Raw genomic sequence first — 11,626 nt, 5'->3', positions numbered from 1 at the left:
GACCAGCATGTTCCGCCTTCATGCTGATCGAGTAGCCCTCGGAGAGGGCGTATCGAGATCCGCCGCGGGTCAGCCGGTGAAGGTCAGCCAGAGGAGCAGGCCGTTGAGGACGATCAGGAAGAGGGCGGCGAGGATCGCGCCGAGGGTGGTGAACCAGCGGTTCGCCTGGTCGCCCATCAGGGCGCGGTCGCGGGTGAGGGCGACGAGCGGCACGAGCGCGAACGGGATGCCGAACGAGAGCACGACCTGGCTGAGCACGAGCGCGCGGGTGGGGTCGAAGCCGATCCCGAGGACGATCAGCGCCGGGATCAGCGTGACGAGGCGGCGGGCGACGAGCGGCACGCGCAGGTTCAGCAGCCCGTGCATGATCTCGGCGCCGGCGTAAGCGCCGACCGAGGTCGAGGCGAGGCCGGAGGCGAGCAGCCCGACCGCGAAGAGCGTCGCGACGACCGGGCCGAGGGCCGCGCCGATCGCGGCGTGCGCGCCCTCGAGGCTGTCGGTGCCGGCGACGCCGGACAGCGAGTGCGCGGCGAGCAGGAGGATCGCGAGGTTCACGGTGCCGGCGATCGCGAGCGCGACGGTGACGTCGATCCGAGTGGCCGTGAGGATCCTCCGGCGGGCGGTCACCCCGTCGACGCGGCCGAAGCGGTCGCGCGCGAGGGCGGAGTGCGCGTAGATCGCGTGCGGCATCACGGTGGCGCCGAGGATCGACGCGGCGAGGAGCACCGACTCCGAGCCGTCGAAGCGGGGGAGGAGCCCGGCCGCCGCAGCGCCCGCGTCCGGCGGATCGACGACCACGCCCACGGTGAAGCCGACGGCGATGACGACCATCAGCGCCGTGATCACGCGCTCGAACGGCTGCGCGCCGCCGCGGGTCTGGATCACCAGCAGCACCAGCGAGACGGCCCCGGTCACGAGCCCGCCGGCGAGCAGCGGCAGCCCGAACAGCAGATTCAGCGCGATCGCGCCGCCGATGACCTCGGCGAGGTCGGTGGCGATCGCGACGGTCTCGGCCTGCAGCCAGTACGCCCGTCGGCCCCAGCGGCCGCGGAGGCGCTCGCCGAGCAGCTCGGGCAGCGACTTGCCCGTGATCAGGCCGAGCTTGGCCGAGAGGTACTGGATCAGCCAGGCCATCAGGTTGCCGAGGACGACCACCCAGACGAGCAGATAGCCGAAGCGGGCGCCCGCCGTCATATTGCTGGCGACATTGCCGGGATCGAGGTAGGCGACTCCGGCCACCATGGCGGGGCCGAGCAGTCTGAGCAGGCGTGCATCGGCCGGACCCCGCGTCGTGGCGGTGATCGGAGGGGTCATTGCAGGTGTTGTCCGTTCCGGTCGGCGGTGACGCGAGGACCCCCACGATAGGGCACTCGTCTGCGCTCGACCACTCTCCCGCGGACCGTTCCGGGGCCGCGTCCGGGGGTCTCGTCGACCCCGTCATCCGCCGATCCGCGGTTGATACGCTGGCCGCATGACCCTCGATCGAGCCCTTCCCGCACGCCCGGACACCGGGATGGCGTACGCCGATTCGGTGCTCGACCTGATCGGCGACACCCCGCTCGTGAAGCTCGGCCCGGTCGCCTCCGGCGTGCAGGCCACCGTCCTGGTCAAGGTGGAGTACCTCAACCCCGGCGGCTCGTCCAAGGACCGCATCGCGACCCGCATCATCGACGCGGCCGAGCGCGACGGACTGCTGAAGCCCGGCGGCACCATCGTCGAGCCGACCAGCGGCAACACCGGCATCGGCCTGGCCCTCGTCGCGCAGCAGCGCGGCTACCGCTGCGTGTTCGTCCTGCCCGACAAGGTCGGCGAGGACAAGCGGAACGTGCTCACCGCCTACGGCGCCGAGATCGTCGTCACCCCGACGGCCGTCGCTCCCGAGGACCCGGACTCCTACTACTCCGTCTCGGATCGGCTGGCGCGGGAGATCCCGGGCGCCTTCAAGCCCAACCAGTACGCGAACCTCAACGGCCCGCTCAGCCACTACGAGACCACCGGCCCCGAGATCTGGCGCGACACCGCGGGCAAGCTCACCCACTTCGTGGCGGGCGTCGGCACCGGCGGCACCATCAGCGGCGTCGGCCGCTACCTCAAGGAGGTGTCGGAGGGCCGCGTGCAGATCGTCGGCGCCGACCCGGAGGGCTCGGTCTACTCCGGCGGCGGCGGGCGGCCGTACCTCACCGAGGGCGTCGGCGAGGACTTCTGGCCGAGCGCCTACGACCCGAGCGTCGTCGACCGGATCATCGCCTCGAGCGACGCGGAGTCGTTCGCGATGACCCGCCGCCTCGCCCGCGAGGAGGGCCTGCTGGTCGGCGGCTCGAGCGGCCTCGCCGTCTCGGTCGCGCTCAAGGCCGCCGCCGAGCTCGGACCCGACGACGTGGTCGTCGTGCTGCTGCCCGACGGCGGGCGCGGCTACCTCGGCAAGATCTTCAACGACCGCTGGATGCGCTCCTACGGCTTCCTCGAGCACCGCGAGGAGGGCACCGTCCGCGACGTGCTCTCGGCGCGGGCGGCGAACCCCAGCACGGGCGACCTGCCGGCCCTCGTGCACGTGCACCCCAGCGACACCGTCCGGGACGCGATCGAGATCATGACGACCTACGGCGTCTCGCAGCTGCCCGTCCTCACCGCCGAGCCGCCCGTGGTGATGGGCGAGGTCGTCGGAGCGGTCGACGAGCGCGAGCTGCTCGACCGCGTCTTCAGCGGCGCGACCTCGATGACCGATCCGATCGGCGCCTCCGCCGGCGACGCGCTCCGGCTGATCGGCCTCGGCGAGAGCATCACGGCGGCCCGCGCCGCGCTGAGCGAGGCGAACGCCCTGCTCGTCACCGACGAGGGCAAGCCCGTCGCCGTGATCACCCGGCAGGACCTCCTGTCGTTCGCGACGGCCTGAGTGCCGCCCCCTCCCCTTCTTCTCCACCCCCTCGACCAGGAAAGCCCCGCGATCATGCCCAAGAAGCAGCACTTCGACACCCGCGCCATCCACGCCGGTCAGGAGTTCGACCCGACCACCGGCGCGGTCGTCCCGCCCGTCTACATGACGTCGACCTTCGTCCAGGACGGGATCGGCGGCTTCCGCGGCGGCTACGAGTACGCCCGCTCGGCGAACCCGACCCGCGACTCGCTGCAGGAGCTGATCGCCTCGCTCGAGGGCGCCGACGTCGCCTACTCCTTCTCCTCCGGCCTCGCCGCCGAGGACACCCTGATCCGCGCGGCGCTCGCTCCCGGCGACCACATCGTGCTCGGCAACGACGCGTACGGCGGAAGCCACCGCCTGATCGACCGGGTGCACGCGGCCTGGGGCATCAGCAACACCGCGGTCGACATGTCGAACCTGCGCGAGGTGCAGCACGCGATCCGCCCCGGCGAGACCAAGATGCTCTGGGTCGAGACGCCGTCGAACCCGCTGATGACCATCAGCGACATCGCGGAGCTGGCCGACCTGGCGCACGCGCACGACCTGATCGTGGTCGTCGACAACACCTTCGCCTCCTCGGCGCTGCAGCAGCCGCTCGCGCTCGGCGCCGACGTGGTCGTGCACTCGACGACGAAGTACCTCGGCGGGCACTCGGACGTGGTCGGCGGGGCGCTCGCGCTGCGCTCCGGCCCGCTGGCCGAGAAGGTCGCCTTCCTGCAGTTCGCGGTCGGCGCGATCTCCAGCCCGATGGACGCCTGGCTGACCGTGCGCGGCATCAAGACGCTCGCGATCCGGATGGAGCGGCACTCGAAGAACGCGCAGGCGGTCGCCGAGTTCCTGGCCGGGCACTCCGCCGTGACGGCCGTGCACTACCCGGGGCTGCCCTCGCACCCGGGCCACGAGCTGGCGAAGCGCCAGATGTCGGGGTTCGGCGGCATGCTCTCGGTCGAGCTGGCGACCCCGCGCGCGGCGCGCAAGTTCGCGGAGTCGACCGAGCTGTTCCAGCTGGCGGAGTCGCTCGGCGGCGTGGAGTCGCTGATCGGCTACCCGAGCGAGATGACCCACGCGTCGGTCAAGGGCACGCCGCTCGAGGTGTCGGAGTCGCTGGTGCGGCTGTCGGTCGGCATCGAGGACGCGAGCGACCTGATCGCGGACCTCGCGGCTGCGCTGCCGAAGAAGTAGCGGCGCAGCCGGGTCGGCATCCGCTCGGCGACGCCTCGGCGTCTGCTCGCACCTCCGGCTCGCGGAATCGCCTCCGGCTCGCAGGAGTCGGCGCATTCCGCGTGCCGGAGGTGCTTTCGCGTGCCGGAGGTGCTTCAGCGAGCCGGAGGTGCGCTCGGCGCTCAACCGGGCATGTTCGGCTCGTGGTTCGCGGTTCGGCTCGCCGGATCCGGTTGTTTCCGCGTGCCGGCGGTGGTTCCGCGCGCCCGAGGTGGCCGACGGCTGGCCATATTCGCGCGAGGGTTGGCAGTTCTTCGAGGGGCGCGGTGATCCTGCCACTGGCACGATCGGAGGCATGACCTCCTCCGCGCGCCGCCTCGTCGATCTCAGCCACACCGTCGCGGACGGGCTGGTGACCTACCCCGGGCTGCCCGCGCCGCGGATCCGGCCGCACCTCACCCGTGAGGAGTCGCGCGCCGCCTACGCCCCGGGCACCGAGTTCGCGCTGGACGTCATCGAGATGATCGGCAACACCGGCACCTACCTCGACAGCCCGTTCCACCGCTACGCGGGCGGCACCGACCTGGCCGGGCTCGACCTCGAGACGCTGGTCGATCTCCCCGCCGTCGTCGTCGATGCGCGGGCGGCCGGCGGGCGCGGGATCGACAGCGACGCGTTCGACGGCGTCGACGTCTCCGGCGCCGCGGTCCTGCTCTCGACCGGCTGGGACGCGCACTTCGCCACGCCCGAGTACGCAGCCGGCGCGCCCTTCCTCACCGCTGCCGGGGCGCAGGCGCTGATCGACGCCGGCGCGGTGCTCGTCGGCATCGACTCGCTGAACATCGACGACGTCGAGGGCTCGCGCGAGCGGCCCGCGCACAGCCTCCTCCTCGCCGCGGGGGTGCCCGTCGTCGAGCACCTCACGGGCCTGGACGCCCTGCCCGCGACCGGCGCCCGCTTCACCGCGGTGCCGCCGAAGGTGCGCGGCTTCGGCACCTTCCCGGTGCGGGCCTTCGCCGTCGTGGGCGGCCGCTGACGCCACCGGGTGCCCGAGCGCGCCGAGCCTGTCCCGGAGGGACGCGCACGACGCCCCCGACGTCGGCGCCCTCCGCGTCAGGCCGGGACGGCCGTGCGGGCCAGCAGCTCCGCGATCCGGCCCGTGCAGCCGCCGCAGCCGGTGCCGGCCCGGGTGGCCGCGCCGATGCAGGCGACGGTGTCGTGGCCCGCGGCGGCCGCCTCGGAGATCGCGCCCGCCGAGACGCCGTTGCACCAGCAGACGGTGGCGTCGGGAGCGAACGGGTCGCCGGTCGGGGCCGCTCCCGCGTCCGGGGCGTCGAGGCGCAGCAGGCTCGAGCGGTCGGCCGGCAGCTCGGAGCCGCGCTCGAACAGCAGCGTCAGCTCGGCGCCGACCCGCGGCAGGCCGACCGAGACGAAGCCGCGCAGCACCCCGCCGACCGTCACGAGCTTGGCGTAGCCGCCCCGGGCGGGGTCGGCCCAGACGCTGACCTCGGGGTGCGGGGCGCCGTCGCAGGCGTCCCAGGGCTCGGCCGTCGGATCGCCGCCCGCCACCAGGTCGACGCCCTCGGCCTTCAGCATCACCACGGCGGGGCGCGCGGCCGGCACGCGCTCGTCGGCGAGGCGGCCCGCCGCCTCCGCCGCGATGCGGGCCGCGAGGCGGTCGGCCTGCTGCCAGCCCGGGCCGATCAGGCCGCTCGGCCCGCCCGGCACGCGCCCGTCCGGCAGCGCCGAGCCGCGGGCCGCGACGTGGGCGCAGTCGCCGATCGCGAAGACGCGCGGATCCGTCCAGCTGCGCTGGTGCTCGTCGACCAGGATCCCGGTCGAGACCGCGAGGTCGGCGCTCGCCGCGAGCTCGGTGCGCGCCCCGACACCGCAGGACAGCACGAGCAGATCGCCCTCGATCTGCTTGCCGTCCGCGCAGACCAGCGCTTGGAAGTGCGCGCGGCCGAGATCGTCGTGGGCGAGCAGGATGCTCTCCGAGCGGGCGTGCGACACCATGTCGACACCGGCGGCGCGAGCGGCCGCGGCGAGCATCCGCCCGCCGCCGTGATCGAGGTTCCGCCCCATCGGGATGTCGCCGTGATACACGACCACGACGTCGGCGCCCTGCTCGGCGGCGGCGAGCGCGAACTCGACCCCGAGCACTCCGGCGCCGAGCACCACGATGCGGGACCGGGCGCGCACCGCGTCGAGCACGACGTGCGCGTCGTCGAGGTCGCGCAGCGCGACGACACGCTCGGGCAGCGGGCTCGCGCCCTGATCGAGTGTCGCGGGCAGCGCCGAGCGCACCCGCCGGTCGCGCCGCGAGCGCTCCATCCCGGCGAGGGTCGGCACGTTCGCCCGGGCGCCGGTCGCGAAGACCAGGCGGTCGTAGGGGAGGCGCTCGTCGTCGTGCAGGCGGACGACTCCGCGCGCGCGGTCGAGGCCGACGGCGGCGGCACCGAGCCGGAAGACCACGCCGGCCGCCTCGGCCGTGGCGCGGTCGCCGAGGTCGAGGCGCTCGCGGGTCGCCCGTCCGACGGCGTACTCGGCCAGCAGCACGCGGTTGTAGGCGTCGGCGGACTCCGCTCCGACGACGGTCAGCGCGACCGACCCGGCGCGGACGGCCGGCAGCAGCTCCTCGACGAAGCGCGCGCCCACCGGGCCGTAGCCGAGCAGGACGACCCGCTCGGGCGCGGCGATCCCGTTCTCGGCCGTCATCGGCTCAGGCATCGAGCACCCCCTCCGCGCGGATCCAGACCCGCGTCCGCTTGAACTCCGGCATCGAGGAGATCGGATCGACGACCGCCTCGGTCAGCAGGTTGGCGCACTGCTCGCCCGCGTAGTGGAACGGCAGGAAGACCGTGTCGTGCCGGATGTCGGCCGTGACGCTCGCGCGCGCCCGCACCACTCCGCGCGCGTTGCCGACCGAGACCGGTCCGCCGTCGCGGACGCCGAGCCGGGAGGCGGTGGCCGGGTGTATCTCCAGCCGCGCCTCGGGCCGCGCCGCGTCGAGCTCGGCGACCCGCCGGGTCTGCGTGCCCGACTGGTACTGCTGCAGGTAGCGGCCGGTGATCAGCGTCAGCTCGGCGCCGACGTCGACCGGCGCCGGGGGAGCGGTGCTGACGGCGACCATCCTGGCCCGGCCGTCGGCGTGGCCGAAGCGCTCGCCGAAGAGCCGCGGAGTGCCGGTGCTGCCGACGGGGTACGGCCAGTAGGCGGCGACCCCCGTGTCGAGCAGCGCGTGCGAGAGCCCGGAGTAGTCCGCGACGCCGCCGGCCGAGGCGCGGGCCAGCTCGTCGAACACCTCGGCCGGGTCGGTCGACCAGGTCGACGGCGCGGCGAGGCGGCGGGCGAGCTCGCTCAGGATCCACAGCTCGCTGCGGACGCCGGCGGGCGGGTCGAGCGCGCGACGGCGGCGCAGGACGCGGCCCTCGAGCGAGGTCATCGTGCCCTCCTCCTCCGCCCACTGCGGCACCGGCAGGACGACGTCGGCCAGTGCCGCGGTCTCGGAGAGGAAGAAGTCGCAGACGACCAGCGTGTCCAGCGCCGAGAGCCCGGCCCGCACCGCGTCGACGTCGGGCGCCGAGACGACCACGTTCGAGCCGTGCACGAGCAGGCAGTGCACCGAGCGGCCGAGCTCGGCGAGGAGTGCGACGGCCGGCAGTCCGGGCCCGGGGATCGTCGACGGATCCACGCCCCAGACGCCGGCGACGTGGCGCCGCGCCTCCGGATCGCGGATCGAGCGGTAGCCGGGCAGCTGGTCGGCCTTCTGCCCGTGCTCGCGGCCGCCCTGGCCGTTGCCCTGGCCGGTGAGGGTGCCGTAGCCGGACCCCGGCCGCCCGACCAGCCCGAGCACGAGCGCGAGGTTGATCGCGGCGGTCGCGGTGTCGGTGCCGTCCACGTGCTGCTCGACCCCGCGGCCGGTCAGCACGAAGGTGCGACCGGTGGCGAGGCGGCGGGCGGTGCGGCGGAGCAGCTCGGCCGGCACGCCGGTGACGGAGGCGGTGCGCTCCGGCCACCAGGACGCGACGCTGCGGCGCACCGCGTCGAACCCGGTCGTGCGTGCGGCGAGGTAGTCGCGGTCGGCCAGCTCCTCGGCGAGCACGAGGTGGGTGAGGCCGAGCAGCAGCGCGAGGTCGGTGCCGGGCGCCGGCTGCAGGTGCAGTCCGGCGCCGTCCTCGGTGAGCCGGGCGGTGGCGGAGCGGCGCGGATCGACGACGATCAGCCCGCCGCGCGAGCGCGCCCCGGCCAGGTGCGCGAGGAAGGGCGGCATGGTCGCCGCGACGTTCGAGCCGAGCAGGAGGATCGTGTCGGCCTCGTCGAGGTCGGTCACCGGGAACGGCAGCCCGCGGTCGACGCCGAAGGCCCGGTTGCCGGCGGCGGCGGCCGAGGACATGCAGAACCGGCCGTTGTAGTCGATCCGCGAGGTGCCGAGCGCGATCCGCGCGAACTTGCCGAGCTGGTAGGCCTTCTCGTTGGTCAGCCCGCCGCCGCCGAAGACCGCGACCGCGTCCGCTCCGTGCCGCTCCTGAGCGGTCGTGACGGCCGCCGCGACCGCGTCGAGCGCCTCCGCCCAGGAGACCTCGACGAACGTTCCATCGGCCGCGCGCATCAGCGGCGCCCGCAGCCGCTGCCCGCTCGCGAGCAGCTCCGCGGCCGTCCAGCCCTTCGCGCAGAGCCCGCCCCGGTTGGTCGGGAACTCCCGCCCCGCGACGCTCACCGGCGTCGGGTCGGCGACCCGGGTCAGCGTCATCGCGCACTGCAGCGCGCAGTACGGGCAGTGCGAGTCGATCGGGGCGGGAGCGGCGGTCATCGTCAGATCCGGGTCCCGGTCTTCGCGGCCAGGCGGAGGTAGACGCCCGCCGTGATCGCGAGCATCACCGCGTACGCCGCGACGAACCAGCCGAGCGCCGTCGTGTAGTCGCCGAAGGTCGTCTTCGAGTAGCCGAGCAGCTGCGGGATGACGAAGCCGCCGTAGGCGCCGATCGCCGAGATCAGGCCGAGGGCCGCGGCCGCGGTGCGCTGTGCGCCGACCCCGTCGTCGCCCTTCTGCCGGGCGCGCAGGGCGAAGACGGTCGGGATCATCCGGTAGGTCGCGCCGTTGCCGATGCCCGCCGAGGCGAACAGCACGAGGAAGCCTGCGAGGAATAGCCAGAAGCTGCCGAGCGGCAGCGTCGCGATGACGAAGAGGATGCCGGCGCCCATGGCGACGAACGCGGCGATCGTCACGGGTGCCCCGCCGAAGCGGTCGGCGAGTCGGCCGCCGTAGGGCCGCGAGAGCGAGCCGACGAGGGCGCCGAGGAAGGCGAGCGTCAGCGTCGCGGAGCCGACGGAGAACTGCGAGAACTCGGGGAAGGTGTCGGCGATGAGCTTCGGGAAGACGCCCGCGAAGCCGATGAACGAGCCGAAGGTGCCGATGTAGAGCACCGCCAGCAGCCAGAGGTGCGGCTCGCGCAGCGCGGCGAGCGAGGCGGCGACGTCGGCCTTCGCGGTCGAGAGGTTGTCCATCCGCTTCCAGGCCCCGATCATCGCGACGACGATCAGCGGCACCCAGATCAGGCCGGCGAGCGGCAGGTTGACCGCGGCCGCGGCGCCGATCGTGACGGCGATCGGCACGATGAGCTGTGCCACCGAGGCGCCGAGGTTGCCGCCCGCGGCGTTCAGGCCGAGCGCGTAGCCCTTCTGGGCGTGCGGGTAGAAGAAGGTGATGTTGGCCATCGAGCTGGCGAAGTTGCCGCCGCCGAAGCCGGCCAGCGCCGCGACGAGGAGCATCACGCCGAAGGGCGTGTCCGGGTTCCCCACCGCGAGCGCGAGTCCGATGCTCGGGATGAGCAGGAGCCCGGCCGACACGATCGTCCAGTTCCGCCCGCCGAAGCGGGGGACCATGAAGGTGTACGGGATCCGCAGCGTCGCGCCGACGAGGCTCGGCATCGAGATCAGCCAGAAGATCTCGCCGGTGCTGAAGTCGAAGCCGGCCGCGGGCAGCTGGACGACCACGACCGACCAGAGCTGCCAGACGACGAAGCCGAGGAACTCGGCGAAGATCGACCAGCGCAGGTTGCGGCCGGCGACCTGTCGCCCCTCCGCCTGCCACTGCGCGGGGTCCTCGGGGTTCCAGCCGTCGATCCAGCGGCCGGGGCGGCGGGTGAGGCCCGACGGGGTGGTCGTCGCGGCGCTCGTGGTGGTCGGGGCGGTGGTGGGCGGTGCAGCAGTCATCGGATCCTCCGGGGAGTGGGCGCGGGCGCGCCGAAGAGAGTGCGGGGAGTGAGTGCGGGACGAGAGAGGGTCGAGCGGCCGGGCGCCTAGGCGCTGCGGCCGAAGAGCTCGGAGACGATGTCGACCAGCTCGCGCGCGGGCGGGTCGACGGCGGTGAGCAGCGGGGCGGTGGCGAGGTCGGCCCCCGCCGAGGCGGCGAGCGAGGCGAAGTAGCCGGGGGCGAGGAGGTAGGTGGAGACGAGCACGCGGGCGCCGGGGTGGGCGGCGCGCTCGGCGGCCACCGCCTCCGGGACGCGCGGCTCGGCGGCCGAGATGAAGGACACGGCGACCTCGCGGCCGAGCTCGGCGGCCAGAAGGCGGCCGGTGGCCCAGCAGTCGGCGACCGCGCCGGCGTCGCTCGAGCCGGCCGCTGCCAATACGACGCGGTCCCCGTCGGCGAGACCGGCCTCGCGCAGGCGGCGCGCGAGGACGCGGGTGAGCCGCGGGTCCGGGCCGAGCGCGCCGGTCACGCGGACGGGGCGGTCCGCCTCCGTCGCGGCCTCGGCGAGGTCGACGTGCACGTGGTAGCCGGCCGAGAGCAGCAGCGGCACGACGACGGCCGGGCGGCCGGGCTCGAGGGTGCCGAGGGAGGCCGGCACGTCGGGCTGCTGCACGTCGACGAAGGAGTCGAGGACGTCCGCCGCGGGGTTCGCCTCGCGGACCGCCTGGACCAGCGCGGCGACCGCGGTGCGGCCGTCGTCGTCGGAGGTGCCGTGCGAGGCGCAGACCAGCGCGGTCCGCTGGGCGACCTCGATCACGCCGCCCGTCTCCCGCACGCTCCAGGTGGCGAGGTGCAGCCGCGGCGAGGTGTAGCAGACGCCCGTCTCCAGGTCGAAGACGTCCTTGTGCAGGGGCGAGGCGATCGTCGCCCGCTGCACGCCGTCCACCGCGCGGGAGCCGACGATGCCGCGGGAGAGCACGGCCGCACCGGTCGCCGGGTCGAGGTTCGAGACGGCGAAGACGCGACCGTCGGGGAGGAGGAAGAGCGCGAGCTGCACGCCGCCGACGAGCGCGGCCTCGCCCCAGAGCGGCTCCAGCTCGAGCCGGTTGCAGACGGGGACCCAGGTCGCGGCGGGCGCGGTGCCCGCCGGAGCGGTGCGGGCCGTCGCGGGGCCGGCGGAGACGTGCTGATCGAGGAGGGTCATCGTCCCGCCTTCCGAGAGGAGTGCTGCCCGCGGCCGGTCGGCGGCGGTGAGCCCCACGGTAGAGAGCCCACGTTTCGCGGGAGCACGCCTCCGGAGTCACGGGCGTAACGAAGCCCTCACGATGCCGGTCCGCTGTCGTGAGAGGTCG

General features: G+C 74.2%; 8 protein-coding genes. 3 read left to right on the top strand and 5 right to left on the bottom strand.

All coding sequences use genetic code 11. From position 1 onward, the window contains the following. Window positions 1–69: 69 nt before the first annotated feature. On the bottom strand, window positions 70–1,314 hold the full coding sequence (locus C1I64_RS11880) for an Nramp family divalent metal transporter (protein WP_127887348.1): 1,245 nt from the start codon (window positions 1,312–1,314) through the stop codon (window positions 70–72). Between the two features lie 199 nt (window positions 1,315–1,513). Between C1I64_RS11880 and C1I64_RS11875 the strand changes: the two genes are divergently transcribed. From C1I64_RS11875 to C1I64_RS11865, 3 genes are all read left to right on the top strand, one after another. Further along, on the top strand, window positions 1,514–2,893 hold the full coding sequence (locus C1I64_RS11875; protein ID WP_123447782.1) for a cystathionine beta-synthase: 1,380 nt from the start codon (window positions 1,514–1,516) through the stop codon (window positions 2,891–2,893). Between the two features lie 54 nt (window positions 2,894–2,947). After that, the gene (locus C1I64_RS11870; RefSeq protein WP_123447781.1) at window positions 2,948–4,099 is read left to right on the top strand and encodes a cystathionine gamma-synthase; all 1,152 of its coding nucleotides are present in this window, start codon (window positions 2,948–2,950) and stop codon (window positions 4,097–4,099) included. 334 nt (window positions 4,100–4,433) lie between these two features. Continuing rightward, the gene (locus C1I64_RS11865; protein WP_127887347.1) at window positions 4,434–5,114 is read left to right on the top strand and encodes a cyclase family protein; all 681 of its coding nucleotides are present in this window, start codon (window positions 4,434–4,436) and stop codon (window positions 5,112–5,114) included. A 77-nt stretch (window positions 5,115–5,191) separates the two neighbouring features. On the opposite strand, the gene C1I64_RS11860 is transcribed toward C1I64_RS11865, so the two are convergent. From C1I64_RS11860 to nirD, 4 genes are all read right to left on the bottom strand, one after another. Further along, the gene (locus tag C1I64_RS11860) at window positions 5,192–6,808 is read right to left on the bottom strand and encodes an NAD(P)/FAD-dependent oxidoreductase (protein ID WP_244209460.1); all 1,617 of its coding nucleotides are present in this window, start codon (window positions 6,806–6,808) and stop codon (window positions 5,192–5,194) included. Continuing rightward, entirely contained in the window at window positions 6,801–8,891 is a 2,091-nt protein-coding gene (locus C1I64_RS11855) for a molybdopterin oxidoreductase family protein (RefSeq protein ID WP_127887346.1), read from the bottom strand. Before C1I64_RS11855 ends, C1I64_RS11860 begins: the two co-directional genes overlap by 8 nt. A 2-nt stretch (window positions 8,892–8,893) precedes the next feature. After that, entirely contained in the window at window positions 8,894–10,294 is a 1,401-nt protein-coding gene (locus C1I64_RS11850; protein WP_127887345.1) for an MFS transporter, read from the bottom strand. 86 nt (window positions 10,295–10,380) lie between these two features. Then, the gene (gene nirD, locus C1I64_RS20835; RefSeq protein WP_127887344.1) at window positions 10,381–11,478 is read right to left on the bottom strand and encodes a nitrite reductase small subunit NirD; all 1,098 of its coding nucleotides are present in this window, start codon (window positions 11,476–11,478) and stop codon (window positions 10,381–10,383) included. Window positions 11,479–11,626 lie beyond the last annotated feature (148 nt).

It is taken from the genome of Rathayibacter festucae DSM 15932 (assembly GCF_004011135.1).
Taxonomy (GTDB): Bacteria; Actinomycetota; Actinomycetes; order Actinomycetales; family Microbacteriaceae; genus Rathayibacter; species Rathayibacter festucae.
This window is presented reverse-complemented; position numbering and strand designations above follow the sequence as displayed.